Source organism: Candidatus Enterovibrio escicola (genome assembly GCF_002464935.1).
Classification (GTDB): Bacteria; Pseudomonadota; Gammaproteobacteria; order Enterobacterales; family Vibrionaceae; genus Enterovibrio; species Enterovibrio escicola.
The window spans coordinates 117075-130827 of record NZ_NBYY01000009.1 but is presented as its reverse complement, the minus strand read 5'-3'; the positions used below and the strand labels follow the sequence as shown (position 1 = coordinate 130827).

At 40.6% G+C, this 13753-nt stretch carries 13 protein-coding genes and 1 pseudogene; 9 read left to right on the top strand and 5 right to left on the bottom strand.

Annotated elements, in window-relative coordinates; genetic code table 11:
- Positions 1-12 precede the first annotated feature (12 nt).
- The gene (gene brnQ, locus BTN49_RS02260; protein WP_097355839.1) at positions 13-1320 is read right to left on the bottom strand and encodes a branched-chain amino acid transport system II carrier protein; all 1308 of its coding nucleotides are present in this window, start codon (positions 1318-1320) and stop codon (positions 13-15) included.
- A 313-nt stretch (positions 1321-1633) separates the two neighbouring features.
- Positions 1634-1882 (bottom strand): hypothetical protein, encoded by a 249-nt coding sequence (locus BTN49_RS14755; RefSeq protein ID WP_190319194.1) that lies wholly within the window; start codon positions 1880-1882, stop codon positions 1634-1636.
- On the opposite strand from BTN49_RS14755, the pseudogene BTN49_RS21715 reads away from it, so the two are divergent.
- Positions 1819-2565 (top strand): annotated as a pseudogene (locus BTN49_RS21715) (transposase). The gene BTN49_RS14755 and the pseudogene BTN49_RS21715 overlap by 64 nt on opposite strands.
- Before the next feature lie 110 nt (positions 2566-2675).
- Here BTN49_RS21715 and BTN49_RS02250 read toward each other — a convergent pair.
- A complete protein-coding gene (locus BTN49_RS02250; RefSeq protein ID WP_146679027.1) occupies positions 2676-2858 on the bottom strand; it encodes a hypothetical protein in 183 nt (60 codons plus the stop codon).
- A 519-nt stretch (positions 2859-3377) separates the two neighbouring features.
- On the opposite strand from BTN49_RS02250, the gene BTN49_RS13730 reads away from it, so the two are divergent.
- The gene (locus tag BTN49_RS13730) at positions 3378-3563 is read left to right on the top strand and encodes a hypothetical protein (protein WP_097355837.1); all 186 of its coding nucleotides are present in this window, start codon (positions 3378-3380) and stop codon (positions 3561-3563) included.
- Positions 3564-3901: 338 nt separating this feature from the next.
- Here the strand turns inward: BTN49_RS13730 and BTN49_RS02240 are convergent, their stop codons facing one another.
- On the bottom strand, positions 3902-4474 hold the full coding sequence (locus BTN49_RS02240) for a YajG family lipoprotein (protein WP_097355836.1): 573 nt from the start codon (positions 4472-4474) through the stop codon (positions 3902-3904).
- Positions 4475-4865: 391 nt separating this feature from the next.
- On the opposite strand from BTN49_RS02240, the gene BTN49_RS02235 reads away from it, so the two are divergent.
- Positions 4866-5114 (top strand): helix-turn-helix domain-containing protein, encoded by a 249-nt coding sequence (locus BTN49_RS02235; RefSeq protein WP_158523569.1) that lies wholly within the window; start codon positions 4866-4868, stop codon positions 5112-5114.
- A gap of 468 nt (positions 5115-5582) precedes the next feature.
- Here the strand turns inward: BTN49_RS02235 and rpsT are convergent, their stop codons facing one another.
- The gene (gene rpsT / locus BTN49_RS02230; RefSeq protein ID WP_097355834.1) at positions 5583-5843 is read right to left on the bottom strand and encodes a 30S ribosomal protein S20; all 261 of its coding nucleotides are present in this window, start codon (positions 5841-5843) and stop codon (positions 5583-5585) included.
- A 297-nt stretch (positions 5844-6140) separates the two neighbouring features.
- On the opposite strand from rpsT, the gene murJ reads away from it, so the two are divergent.
- The 6 genes from murJ (at position 6141) to ispH (ending at position 13648) form a co-directional block, all read left to right on the top strand.
- Positions 6141-7700, top strand: coding sequence for a murein biosynthesis integral membrane protein MurJ (gene murJ / locus BTN49_RS02225; RefSeq protein ID WP_097355833.1), 1560 nt, complete (start codon positions 6141-6143; stop codon positions 7698-7700).
- A gap of 60 nt (positions 7701-7760) precedes the next feature.
- Entirely contained in the window at positions 7761-8693 is a 933-nt protein-coding gene (gene ribF, locus BTN49_RS02220) for a bifunctional riboflavin kinase/FAD synthetase (protein ID WP_097355832.1), read from the top strand.
- Between the two features lie 31 nt (positions 8694-8724).
- Positions 8725-11571 carry an isoleucine--tRNA ligase gene (gene ileS / locus BTN49_RS02215; RefSeq protein WP_097355831.1) on the top strand — a complete coding sequence of 949 codons (2847 nt, stop codon included), beginning with the start codon at positions 8725-8727 and terminating at the stop codon, positions 11569-11571.
- 15 nt (positions 11572-11586) lie between these two features.
- A complete protein-coding gene (lspA, locus tag BTN49_RS02210) occupies positions 11587-12105 on the top strand; it encodes a signal peptidase II (protein ID WP_097355830.1) in 519 nt (172 codons plus the stop codon).
- A 148-nt stretch (positions 12106-12253) separates the two neighbouring features.
- Positions 12254-12685: an FKBP-type peptidyl-prolyl cis-trans isomerase gene (gene fkpB, locus BTN49_RS02205; protein ID WP_097355829.1), complete on the top strand. Its 432-nt coding sequence runs from the start codon at positions 12254-12256 to the stop codon at positions 12683-12685.
- Between the two features lie 18 nt (positions 12686-12703).
- Positions 12704-13648, top strand: a complete 945-nt coding sequence (ispH, locus tag BTN49_RS02200) for a 4-hydroxy-3-methylbut-2-enyl diphosphate reductase (protein ID WP_097355828.1) — start codon at positions 12704-12706, stop codon at positions 13646-13648.
- Positions 13649-13753: the final 105 nt, after the last annotated feature.

Genomic DNA, 13753 nt, shown 5'->3' with positions numbered 1-13753 from the left:
ATAGGCATAAGGTTAAGCGTAAGATGACTGGCATTTTTTTGGATCGACAAAGCGCATCACAATCATAGCAATCAAAGTCGGAACCAGCCATACCATGCCATAGTTAAACAGTGGCAAACCACTAAACATTGACATATCAACACCACCAACTTTCGCAGCATCAATCAATGTAAACATTAATGACACCCCCAACACTACACGATATGTTAGGATTGGGTTAGGCATGAAGCTACGAAGGAAGGTCAACGCAATCAGAGCGATCGCAACTGGATATAAGCAAAATAATACAGGAATTGAAACTGCAATCAATTGTGTCAAACCTACGTTTGACACAACTGCAGAAGCAATCGACAGAATCACAACCCATTGGTGATAATTGAATTTATCACTTAAGATACTAAAGTAATCAGCACATGCTGATACAAGGCCTATAACCGTGGTCAGACATGCCAGAATAATAATGGTTGATAAGACAATTTGTCCCGTAGAACCAAACAGAACCGTCACGTATGAAGACAAAATTGAGCCACCATTTGTTGCACCAATCGCTACAGTTGATGCGGTTGCGCCTAAATAAAATAGTGATACGTAAACAATCGTCAGACCCACTGCGGCAATCACCCCTGCCAATATTAGATACCTGCACGTCTGTGCATCAGAGTTGATGCCTTTTTTACGGATTACATCCACAATCAACATGCCAAACATCAAGGCAGCTAAGGTATCCATAGTATTATAACCTTCAAGGAAACCTGTGGTAAATGCTTGATCAATGTACGTGCCTTGTGCGGCACCGATATCACCTAAGGGGTTTACTATGACGGAAATAGCAAGAATAGACAGTGACACAAACAAGATGGGTGTTAATAGTTTACCAATAGTGTCAATCAATTTTCCTTCAAACAGAGATAAAAACATGACAATGGTGAAAAACGAGACAGAGAAGAGTACCAATTCAAGCTCACTTTCATCACTCAGAAACGGCTTAAATCCCATTTCGTAAGCAACTAGACCCGCACGTGGCGCCGCGAATGCAGGACCGATGATGATAAAAATTAATACCGCCATCAATGTAGCCACTGAGACAGGAAGATCACGGGTTAATCCCTTCCAACAACCTCCGGATACAGCGATTGCGATGATACCAATCAAGGGAAGACCCACTGCTGTAATCAGAAAACCTAGCATACCTGAAAACATATGCTCACCTGCGAGCAATCCTGCTTGCGGTGGGAAAATTAGATTGCCTGCCCCGAGGAAAAACGCGAAAGTCATAAACCCTAGTGCCAGTATATCATTAGCCTTTAAATTATCTCTCACTTCGTACTACCTTCGTGTGTGCGTATAATTGATTTGTCATCAATTGCCTAAAAGTTCTAATTGTATGTACTAATCGTAGGATTTGTTGCACAAGATGATGCCCGATTATGACCATACAGACAATAGATTATTAAAAATAGTGATAGCAAAACTTTTAGTTAAGAAAGTAATTTTTATCCTGTTATTCAATTCTTTGTAGAAGAATTAAGGGAGAATACCTGAATTCAGGTTTGAAATCCGCCACTGTCCAGTCAAACAGCGTTGTTGATTAAATCAGGCCTATAACGAACTAATCCCAATATTTTTTATAGTCTTAATTTGTCTGCTGGCTAACAGGAATACCGAGTCTTGAAATTTTATTTATCACTTTCATATTTTCAAGTGGTTCACTAACTTGAGCATTATAATTAACCTGAACTGCAGATAAGAAATGAACTAAATACCCAAGTCGCGATCTGATCGTTTGAAATAAACTATTGACTTCCGAAGGACTTGGGAATGAATAACTTAGCCGCTGTTTTCGTCGATGTCGACGACTTCTACCAGAGTTTCCTCCCTGCATAGGAAAAACACCTAATTTCTTCCGATATCAAACAAAGAAACAAGCCTTTTCGCCTCTCAGTTAGCGAAGTGATGACGATAGTGATAGCTTTCTATCAATCTGGGTATTGAGACTGCAAGACCTATTTTATCCACTTTGTTTGCCGTTACCTCACGAACGAATTTCCTAAATTAGTTAGCTACACAAGGATGCTCAAGCTCATGCAAGATTTTTTGGTTCCGCTTTGCTTTTACCTCACTCACCGTCAGTGATTACCTTCGTTGATTCATCCAAGCTATAGGTTTGTTACAACCTACGCATTCTTAAACATCAGTTTTTTAAAGGTAACGCGAAGAGATGAGAAGAAACGACGGGGTGGTTCTACGGGGATAAAGTTTATATCTCTGATCCATTGTAGCGGGAACTTGTAGATAAGGGAGTTACACTGATAACGGGTGTGAAAAAATATGAAACCCAAAGTGATGAAACTTTGTAACCGCCTGATGCTCCAGAAACGATTTATTATTGAAACCGTTTTTGGCCAACTAAAACATATATCTCAAATCGAGAATTCTCGGCACCGTGTAGTTATATCATCTTTAATGGTCAATTTGCTGGTGGGGCGTATCGCGTATTCATTTCAACCAAAGAAGCTGAGCATCAAGATGAGTTGGTTTGATAAGCAAGCGCTTATGCAAATCTGAGGTTAATGCAAGTGTATCTATGGAATTTCAGCGGGATATTCTTCAACGTAAAACCGAATTGAGGCCGCCTGTTAACGCACGAAGTGGGAGAGTGAAAATATCTTTTACCATCAATGTCGTTTTAATCGTAATATAGAAAGATATAAATTCACTGTTATGATGACCGTGATGCTTTGGCAAAGCCATGCCTTAATGGCAGCGTCGTTTATCCAAAAAGTCATTGAGCCAAGGTTTACTAATGCTTGATTATATTGTTTCCAGTTGTTGATTTTGTGCTTGACCTTTCCCATCATCACCTTCCACTTAATTCCATAATGATCTAATCGTAGGAATTGTGATTAGTGCAAATATTTGGGGAAACAACGCCCTGAGCAACTGCTTATAACGATACATTTCTGTTTCGGTTAATAAACGTTTGTGATAAACACTATCCTGTTTACACACATGTATATTTCAGGTAACGGAGGGAGGTGCATTCATGAGCGTCTCAGCACGCATACGTTACCCTATGTGATTAGAGGTGAACTTAGACCGCCTAAAGCACGATGTACCGGTGTATATGGCATGACAGAAGTAATGACGGTGTCCTATACAAGGACATTCCTTGGCATAGCAAACCCTACAAAATTAAAATGAGCAGCGACGATAAGGTAAAATATAAAGAACCGTATTTGCATTGAGAAATGGACTGATATTGCAGACGATAAGGTCGAGTTTGGTTAGTTAGTAATGACACGGTCGTCGGAACGTGACAGAAATCTTTTCTGCTTACCTTGGTGGATAAAGCCAATAAACTCTGCTGCATCAGAAAGATGCCTAATAAGCAGGGGGGTACAGTGGTGGAAACGTTTATTGATATTGTAAATTCCACTTTCCATGACTTAAAACCATCACGTCAGACAACGATACAGCGTACAGAGGTCATGAAGAGAGCGCTAAAATCAAAGACGATTATTTCTGTTTTGCTAGACCTTTATAGATCAAATGATCAGGGCTAAATTAGCATATCAATGGTCTGATAAGGCGATTTTTGTCAAAGAAAACTAATTTCAACGAGGTCAATAATGAGGAAATTGATTAAGATAGAACATATCGTGAATACACGTGGTAGAGTGAGTCTTGGATATTGCTTTCCTAACGATATTTTTTAAAGTATTTAATGGTGGTTTAAGATATGATATCTGTGCATTTCAAATGATGGAGGGCAAAGTTTCTGTATTAAGCTACATGACTGTGCGTTGACTTTTATGATAAAGTATACAGGCCATGAGGGTTGAGGGTATTGTGGCACCAAACAATAGGAGTTTTGTAAACACGGATTTAAGTATTATATGCATTAGAAATTCTCGTTTAGGAAGGTTATCATCTGTTCGTCACGGGCAATGTCCTTTAGTACCACTTCAAGCAGGCTGTTTAATGCAACTCCAATGTCTTCAACCGACGCATTCATTGTTCCTTCTATGGTTGATCTCCCAGTATAACGCTTAACCAGCTTATTATTTTTAGTTTCTGCAACGAGCTGAATTTGTACATTTGTGGTCATTTCATGTGAAAACACGGAGTTTTTTACTTTGACAAGTGCATCAAGCAAATCTAGACGAAGTTTTCCAATACCATCGGTATTCACATAAAAACCTTGAGAGTTCAGCTGACGAATTAATACATCTTCAAGGACGTCAAGAATGTTTGATGTGGCATGAATAGGTTGGACATTTTCTCGACCATTATCGACGAAAGCCACAAATTGTGCGATACGTAGATCACGACTATCGACCATGACGGATTTATTTTGAGCGACAGGAGCAGACGATATGGTTGGTTGGGGTGCTATAGTTATCGGATACACCGGAGGTGTAGAGCAAGCATTCAGACCGAAAACCAGCCCTGAGACAAGTAGAATTATTTTCATGGGTTAACAGATCCCTTTAATTTTGTCCATTTGAAGAGATACGATAATAACAAATTTTCTGTGGGAGACAATGACGTATGCAGATCTGAGGTTAACTGACGTAGGCTGCGAGGTTTTAAATTACTCGCGGAGGTTATCAAAGGCGTGAAATTCAGAGATGACATTCGTAAAACAAACGTCAATTATCAGGATACTGCTATGGAAGCTGTATACCAGATTTGACCATAGCGAGTGATGTCTTCGATAGCTTTTTCATGTGTAAAATTCCTATTTCTTGTCATTATAATAAACACTATTAAAACGTCCTCCGTCATCTGGAATGCACAACCTAGCGGTGAATCAGCCAGACTAAAGTACACCTCCGTATCCTCATTTTTGCTTGGAGATGTGCATGGTTCGTAAACAGTTAAATGATAATGACCGATTTTATATTGAGAAACGATTAGTTGAGGGTGATTCATTTAACCAGATTGCTCAAATACTTGCTTGTGTTCACTCCACTATCAGTCGAGAAAGAAAGAGCCATATCCCAAACAATTTTCAAGGCGTATGCTATCATCGCTTTGCACTAAAACAGGATAAAGGAACCCGCTCCAACTCTACACCTAGGCACAACTATTGTGGTGGGTACAGCCAATAAATGCTGCTGCCCTTAGTTAAAGATACCAAATAAGCAGGCAGGTACAGTGATGGAGACGTTTGTTGATATTGTCAATTCCACACTTTCCATGAGTTCACAACCCTAACGTCAGATAAAGGAAACTGACCACAACGAGGTCAATGATGAGGAAATTGCCGAGATAGATCACATCTTCAATACACGTGTTAGAGCGAGTTTTAGATATAGCTCTCCAAACGTTATTTTTTAGAGTCTTTGATGGCGATGCACGATATAACACCTGTGTATTTCATCTGACGGATGCTATGCTTTAACGCTCCTTATCTAATTTATACTGAAATGCTATTTTATCGCTGTGATTCTGTATTATCGTACTCTAACATTACAATACTCTATTGGAGGTAAGATTAGTGCCTAAATGAGTACTGCATTATGAAAAATAAATAAAAAACGGCTTTCTGCAATTTTTTATTTAAACACTAAGAGTTATCACATAGCTTTAATTTTAGCAATTAAGTTTGCTTTATTACGAGCAGCCTTGTTTTTGTGGATCAGGCCTTTAGTAGCCATCCGGTCAAGAATAGATTGTATTTCACTATATGCTATAGTGGCCACTTCTTTGTTACCCGCTACGATGGCTGCGATGGTTTTTTTCATGTAGGTGCGCATCATTGAGCGACGACTTGCATTATGCTGGCGGCACTTCTCTGATTGAATTGCCCGCTTCTTAGCAGATTTAATATTCGCCAAGGGTATAACTCCAATATTATTATATTCGGTGACAGTTTAGGTCAAGGAATATGCCTCGGAACACTTGTGTTGTCAATTCATTTATGCAGAGATCAACCATACGCACGCTAGACTCTCTAGCATTGGCGGATAGTGACTATCGCGGTTAATATGGCGAAAAACCCTATCAAGATTATTCGCCTGAAGTAAGCCGTCTATGAGTAAAATGAACTATTTTTTCAAAAAAGTTATCGTCAGTATGGTGGAAGTAAACCACTAGGGAATTAATAAGAGGGCGACCATTTTAAGGAGATATATGTGTCAAAACAATTGCTTCGTTCTGGAATAGTTGTTAGTTGCATGACGATGGTATCTAGGATCATGGGTTTGGTGAGGGATGTGGTGATTGCGAACCTTTTGGGAGCAGGGGCTACTGCTGATGTGTTTTTCTTCGCCAATAAAATTCCTAACTTCCTGCGTCGATTATTTGCTGAAGGTGCCTTCTCGCAAGCATTTGTGCCTGTACTCTCAGAATATCAAGCCAGTGAAGATAAAAATAAAACTCGCGAATTAATTGCGTACGTGTCTGGTACACTCGGGGTATTAGTTACGCTGGTCACCTTAATGGGTGTTATTGCATCGCCAGTGATTGCGGCGTTATTTGGTGCAGGATGGTTTATTGATTGGGTTAACGAGGGTTCCTCTGCATACAAATTTGAACTTGCTTCGCTCATATTAAAAATCACGTTTCCGTATTTGTGGTTTATTTCATTCGTAGCGTTGTCATGCTCAATTTTGAACACTCTTGGACGGTTTGCTGTTTCATCGTTCACTCCTGTTTTCTTAAATGTAGGCATGATTTCAGCGGCTATCTGGATTGCTCCCAACCTTGAACAACCAGAGATAGGGTTGGGAATAGGTGTGTTTTTAGGGGGTATGACTCAGTTTGCATTTCAATTACCCTTTCTTTATCGAGAAGGGATGTTAGTTCGACCTAAGTGGGGTTGGATGCACCCAGCTGTGGTTAAGATCCGTACCTTAATGATCCCTGCATTATTTGGTGTCTCTGTGAGCCAAGTAAACTTGCTTTTCGATACTTTTATTGCGAGTTTTTTATCTACGGGTTCTATAAGTTGGCTCTATTACTCTGATCGCTTACTGGAGTTCCCACTGGGATTGTTTGGTATTACTATTGCAACTGTAATTTTACCTACATTATCTAAAAGGCATATTGAGCAATCTGTAGAACAATTCACCAACACCATGGATTGGGGGATAAGAATGGTTTTCCTGCTTGGTCTTCCCGCGATGGTGGGTATTTTGTTGCTGGCAAAGCCATTGCTGATGGTGCTTTTTATGCGTGGTGAGTTTAGGGAGGCAGATGTGGATGCAGTATCCCTGTCTTTGATGGCGTACACTTCGGGTCTGCTGAGTTTTATGTTGATTAAAGTATTAGCATCCGGTTATTTTGCGCGCCAAGACACCAAAAGCCCTGTGCGCTATGGCATTATTGCTATGGTTACCAATATAATGCTTAATCCGATTTGTGCTTTATTTTATGGATACATCGGCTTGGCCACGTCAACGTCGGTATCAGCGTTAGTGAACGCAGCCTTGTTGTATCAAGGTCTGCATAATCAGGGTGTATACCGCATGAGAAAGGAGACGATCATCTTCACTGTTCGTTTAATGTTTGGTTCTGTGCTGATGGGGTGTCTGTTGTACTGGTGGATGCCCACTAATACTGAGTGGTTGTCTATGGGGTTGAGAGGTCGCGAGCAAATTTGTGCAGGTCTAATTGGTGCAGGAATTATCACTTATTTTGTATCGTTACTCATTTTAGGTGTACGTCCACATCAACTCCGCACCAACGGCTGAACGATCTGCGCGTGTAATATATAATCTCTCTGCTTTCTAGGAGAAAGTAATTTTACCATTATGGAATTAATCAGGGGTATTCATAACATATGCGACAAACACCAAGGCTGTGTACTGACAATCGGTAATTTTGACGGTGTTCATTTGGGACATCAACAAGTATTAAACCAAGTGGTCTCAAAGGCTCATGAATTAGGGTTACCGTCTACGGTAATGCTTTTTGAACCTCAACCTGAAGAGTTATTCTCCGCTGATCAAGCGCCAGCTAGGCTGACTCGTTTACGTGACAAATACACGCAATTTGCGAAATTAGGTGTCAAGCGGCTTTTAGTTGTGGATTTCAATACTAAATTTGCTGAGATGACGCCTTATGATTTTGTGCATTGCTTGTTGATGGAACAGTTGGGTGTTAAGTTCCTCGTTGTTGGTGATGACTTTCGCTTTGGCGCTAAGCGTCAAGGTGATTTTTGTTACTTAGAGCAAGAGGCAAATTCCGGACAATTTGAAGTGGCGAGTACGCAAAGTTGCTGTGTTTTTGATCGGCGTGTCAGTAGTACTGCTATTCGACATGAGTTGGCACTTGGTAAACAAGATGCAGCCGAGCAAATGTTAGGTCGACGTTACAGTATCAGCGGTAGAGTATCTCATGGCAAGAAGCTTGGGCGTGCGATGGGGTTTCCTACGGCAAATATACCGATTAAGTGTCTTGTATCTCCTGTTTCAGGCGTTTACGTGGTAAACGTATGTGGTATCAAAAAGAATCAATGGTTAAGTGGTGTGGCCAATGTAGGTACACGACCAACTGTAAATGGTGTATGCCAACAATTGGAAGTTCACCTATTTGATTTTGCAAAAGACCTCTATGGTCGACATGTTGAAGTGCAATTTCTGCATAAGCTGAGAGATGAGAAAAAGTTTAGCTCAATTGATGAGCTAAAAACCCAAATTGAATTTGATGCTCAGACCGCCCGTTCGTGGCTGATTGGTCAATAATGTTTACAATATCCATGCGGATGAACAATCAATGAGTGACTTTAAAGATACGTTGAACCTGCCAGTAACAGCATTTCCAATGCGAGGTAATCTTGTACAGCGTGAACCGGAAATTCTCAAGCATTGGTATGAAGAAGATCTTTATGGCGAGATCCGTAAAGTAAAAAAAGGCAAGAAATCTTTCATCCTTCATGATGGACCACCTTATGCGAACGGCAATATTCACATTGGTCATGCTGTAAACAAAATCCTCAAAGACATTGTTATTAAGGCAAAGACATTATCGAACTTTGATGCGCCTTACATCCCAGGTTGGGACTGTCATGGTCTACCAATCGAACTAATGGTTGAAAAGGAAATTGGTAAACCTGGGAAAAAAGTATCAGCAGCAGAATTTCGCCAGAAATGCCGTGAATATGCAGAACAACAAGTTGAAGGTCAAAAGGTAGATTTCAAACGTTTGGGTGTGTTGGGTGAATGGAACAAGCCATACTTAACCATGGATTTCCATACTGAAGCCAACATCATACGTGCACTAGGTAAGATTGCGAATAACGGCCATTTAGAAAAAGGTTTTAAACCTGTTCATTGGTGTACTGACTGTGCCTCTGCACTTGCAGAAGCAGAGGTGGAATATGAAAATATAGTATCACCGTCAATTGACGTGATGTTTCGTGCGGCTGATGAAGTGACTGTATTGTCAAAGTTCAACTTAACTAGAGATTATGACGGGAAAGGTGAGATTTCGATTGTTATCTGGACAACTACACCTTGGACGTTACCAGCAAACCGTGCTGTAGCTGTCTCTGGTGATCGGGAATATGTTTTGCTCCAAGTTGACGGTAGTAGACCTCGTCGGTTGATCATGGCGTCAGAACTTGCAAAAAAAGTGATGGATCGTGTGGGTATTGATCACTTCCATAATCTTGGTTTCTGTAAGGGAAATGCGTTGGAATTACTGCGTTTTAATCACCCATTCTATAAATTTGACGTGCCGGTTATCTTAGGGGAGCACGTTACTATTGAAACAGGTACAGGTGCGGTTCATACGGCGCCTGGTCACGGTCAGGAAGACTTCGTAGTAGGTAAAAAATATAACCTAGAAGTGGCTAATCCTGTTGATAGGAATGGTATATATCTCTTAGATACCGAATTGTTTGCTGGCCAGCATGTGTTGCAAGCGAATGATCATGTTATTCAAGTATTGAAAGAGCATGGCGGATTGTTGCACCATCATATGTATGAGCACAGTTACCCACATTGCTGGCGTCATAAAACACCGATCATTTTCCGTGCGACACCACAATGGTTTATCTCAATGGAAAAATCAGAGTTGCGTGTAAAAGCACTAAAAGAGATCAAAAATGTTCAATGGATTCCTGAATGGGGTCAAAACTGTATTGAATTGATGATGGAAGGCCGTCCAGATTGGTGTATTTCACGTCAACGTACTTGGGGTGTGCCAATGGCTCTATTTGTTCACAAGGAAACGGCTGAACTTCACCCAAATACTATTAATTTTATTGAAAAAGTAGCTTTAGAAGTAGAAAAAGTGGGTGTGCAAGCATGGTGGGATCTTGATGCAACAGTCATGTTGGGTGCCGATGCTGACGATTATGAGAAAGTGTTGGATACACTCGACGTTTGGTTTGACTCAGGCGTAACACATTTTGCTGTTATAAACCAAGATAAAGAGTTTGGTGACTACGAGGCTGATATGTACTTAGAAGGTGCGGATCAGCATCGTGGTTGGTTTCAGTCTTCGTTGATCACATCGGTATCAATTAAAAATAAAGCACCTTACAAGCAAGTCCTTACGCATGGTTTTACTGTGGATGGTCATGGTCGTAAGATGTCCAAATCAATTGGTAATGTGGTTTCTCCACAAGAAATCATGAATAAATTGGGTGGTGATATCCTGCGATTATGGGTTGCCTCAACAGATTACACTGGAGAAATGACTGTTTCTGATGAAATATTGAATCGTAGTGCCGACGTGTATCGTCGCATTCGTAACACAGCTCGCTTCTTGCTGGCAAACTTAAATGGTTTTCATCCAGAAACGGATATGGTTTCTGCAGAAAATATGATGGTTATCGATCGCTGGGCTGTGGGTAAAGCTCTAGAAGTACAGCAAGAAGTCTTAAAAGCATTCGAAGAGTGTAACTTCCGTCAAGTGGCACAGCGGTTAATGCAATTCTGTTCGGTAGAAATGGGTTCATTTTATTTAGACATCATCAAAGACCGTCAATACACTGCAAAAGCAGGTAGTAATGCGCACCGAAGTTGTCAAACAGCATTATTCCATATCATGGAAGCATTGGTGCGTTGGATGGCACCCATTATGTCGTTTACAGCTGATGATATTTGGAATGAAATGCCATTGTTTCAGTCTGATAAAACAGTACGTAGTAAGTTTGTTTTTACTGAAGTATGGTATGACGGTCTGTTTTGTTTGAATGATAATGAACCATTGAATAACGCATTTTGGTCAGAGTTACTTCGTGTTCGTGGTGTGGTAAACAAAGTGTTGGAACAAGCGCGTCGTGATAAGAAAATTGGTAGTTCTCTGGAAGCTGAAGTCACATTGTATATGAAACCTAGTTTTGCAGCCAAGCTTCAAAGCATGGATAATGAATTACGTTTTGCCCTTCTGACATCAAAAGCCGACGTTATTGCTATAAATACAGTGGCAGACGTTACACAGTCAACAACAACTGATGGACTGTCAATTGTTGTTACTAAGTCTGATGCCAACAAGTGTGGGCGTTGTTGGCATCATGTATCAGATGTCGGTACTATCGAAGGTTATGAAGCATTGTGTGGCCGTTGCCTTAACAACATCATAGGGGAAGGCGAAACACGTAAATTCGTATAAGGACAGGAGGTCTAGATGGAATCTCTGACAGCAAAGCAATCAGGTGTGTACTGGCTCTTGTTGGCGTTACTGGTGTTCGTGTTAGATATTAGTAGTAAATTTTGGGTAATGAACGCTATGGCGTATGGAGAGGCAAACCGTATTGAGGTATTGTCTTTCTTTAACTTCCTGTATGTCCATAACTATGGAGCAGCATTTAATTTCTTAGGTGATGCTGACGGTTGGCAACGTTGGTTCTTTTCTACAATCGCGCTTAGCGTATCAGTAATTATAGTCTACTGGATGCGACGAACACCTGCAAGTAACCGAGTTCTCAATGTCGCTTATGCAATGGTTATTGGTGGTGCGTTGGGTAATATGCGCGATCGTCTTTTGTATGGGTATGTTGTTGATTTCCTTGATTTTTATATAGGTAGTAGCCATTGGCCTACATTTAATCTAGCTGATGCCTATATCTGTATCGGTGCGAGTCTTATCATGCTGGATAGCGTGTTGACCTCGAAAAAAAACAGGAAAATGAGGTCGAATAAGTAATTTACTGTACTGTAATAGTAAAAGAAATAACATTAATAGCGCTGTCCGTTTTGAAGGTAACTTTGTGTCGTATAAATTTGTTGATAGCCTCATTGACGTTGGAATTTTACGGGCTAAGTTGTTCTAGTTAGTGCTAAGGATGTAATCAATGACACAAATTAGCTTTAACAGTGAAGTGGTTATGCATTTTTCCATTAAATTGGAAAATGGCTCGGTCGCAGACAGTACCCATAATGTGGGTAAACCTGCTAAATTTAACATAGGAGACGGTAATCTGACAGACAATTTTGAGGAATGTCTACTTGGACTGAAACAAGGAGAAATAGCAAGTTTTACCTTGGAACCTAGTTATGCTTTTGGTGTATCAAATCCAGACAATGTTAAACATATGGATCGCAGTAAGTTTGTAGGTGATATTCCTGTTGACGAAGGGACTATCGTTTCATTTTCTGGACCCAGTGGTAAGGAAAGTATAGGCGTCATTGCTGCCGTAATTGGTGAGTCAGTCACGGTAGATTTTAACCACCCGCTTGCTGGTCAGCGGGTCATATTTGATGTGGAAATTATCAGTGTCAGTTAAACTGACTAGTATGTTCTTATGAAGATTTTGCTAGCTAACCCACGAGGGTTTTGTGCAGGTGTCGATCGTGCTATTAGCATTGTTGAACGTGCACTGGAATTGTATCATCCCCCTATCTATGTGCGCCATGAAGTGGTGCACAATCGCTTTGTAGTGGAAAGGCTGAAAGCACGTGGTGCTATCTTCGTAGAAGAATTAAGAGAAGTCCCTGATGGCAGCATCGTGATTTTTTCTGCGCACGGTGTTTCACAAACAGTTCGTAATGAGGCAAAAGCACGTACTTTGACAGTGTTTGATGCAACTTGTCCATTAGTAACAAAGGTTCATATGGAAGTTGCAAGAGCCAGTCGCCACGATATGGAAGTGGTGTTAATTGGTCATGCTGGACATCCAGAAGTAGAAGGTACTATGGGTCAGTATGCTAGTAAAAACGGAGGTATGTACCTTGTGGGAACAACCAAGGATGTGTATTCATTGCATGTTAAAAACCCTTCTGAGTTACATTATGTGAGTCAAACAACGTTATCAGTTGATGAAACTATCAGTGTAGTTGATGAGCTGAGAAAAGTTTTTCCAAATATTCATGGCCCACATAAAGATGACATCTGTTACGCAACGCAAAACCGTCAGGATGCGGTTCGTAAATTAGCGATGCAATGCGATGTCCTGGTGGTCGTAGGGTCAAGGAACAGTTCTAACTCAAACCGTCTGCGTGAACTGAGCAAAAAACTAGGTACTCCTGCCTATTTAACTGACTGTCCTGAAGACGTTAATCCAGAGTGGTTTAAAAATAAGGTCAAAATTGGTGTAACTGCAGGTGCATCTGCGCCGGAAGAGTTGGTCAACTTGATCATTTCACAAATTAAATTGTATGGTGGTCTGGAAGTGGAAGAGGTGAAAGGTCGAGAGGAAAATATGTTCTTTGAGGTGCCCCGTGAACTTCAAATGAAGCGAGTCAATTAATATACCGTATTAAGTGAATAAATAGTATATTTTCTTGTCGCAACGAGGCTTAAATATGCATTGTTGAGTGAACATAGTATAGTGAAAACTATACTTTCTATAAGC